Origin of the sequence: Bartonella sp. AP58NXGY (assembly GCF_042195785.1) — a bacterium.
Classification (GTDB): domain Bacteria; phylum Pseudomonadota; class Alphaproteobacteria; order Rhizobiales; family Rhizobiaceae; genus Bartonella.
Map to the genome: position 1 here is coordinate 1 of NZ_JBHIOY010000178.1, position 828 is coordinate 828.

At 40.3% G+C, this 828-nt stretch carries 1 protein-coding gene and 1 pseudogene; both read left to right on the forward strand.

Annotated features, from left to right (window positions below; genetic code table 11):
• Window positions 1-517: pseudogene (locus tag ACFINC_RS10285) on the forward strand (DUF58 domain-containing protein); the annotation flags it as partial.
• A partial coding sequence (locus ACFINC_RS10290) for a BatA domain-containing protein (RefSeq protein WP_375617148.1) occupies window positions 514-828 on the forward strand: 315 nt, incomplete at its 3' end. The pseudogene ACFINC_RS10285 and the gene ACFINC_RS10290, both read left to right, overlap by 4 nt.

Genomic DNA, 828 nt, shown 5'->3' on the forward strand with positions numbered 1-828 from the left:
TCGGTGCGGCGAATATATTGCTATTCCCAACTTAATGCCCCCCACAATAACATCCAATGTAGTAGAACAAATAGCCTTTGCTTTAGAAAGTCATTCAAATGAAAATTCATTTCCGGATTTTTCAACGATTACACGCTTTTCACACGCCATTATAATGAGTGATTTTCTCGATCATCCTGAAAAAATCATTCAACATTTAATTGCTTTATCGACAAAACAGGTGACAGCTCATTTAATTGAAATTACTGATCCTGCAGAAGAAAGCTTTCCTTACACAGGTCATACGGAATTTTTTGATCCTGAAACAAAAGAAAAACACATTTTTGGAAAAGCAGAAAATCTCCGTAAGAGCTATTGTAAGCTATATCAAGCACGTCGACAAGAATTGGTAAATTTTTGTGTACGCCAAGGGTGGTCTTATCACGTTAGTACAACAGATCAACCTTTAACAGAAACCATTTTGCATCTTGCAAATACCATGAATGGCTCTTCATTGCAAAAAAGGAGGGCACTTTGAGTTTTGCTGCTCCCTTTCTGTTATTAGGGCTCTTATTTCTGCCCGTCATTTGGTGGCTGTTGCGGATAACCCCTCCATCTCCACGTAAAGAGCTCTTTCCTCCTTTCCGCTTCTTACCCAAACCCACTCATCAGCAGGAAACAGCAAAACATACCCCTTGGTGGTTGCTCTTGTTGCGTTTAACCATAGCCGCACTGGTTATCATCGCTCTAGCCCGCCCCACTTGGAATCAAAAACCTATAAGTTTTTCCGGATCTCAACCCCTTGCGCTCATTATTGATAATGGGTGGGCATCTATAAAAGAATGGAAA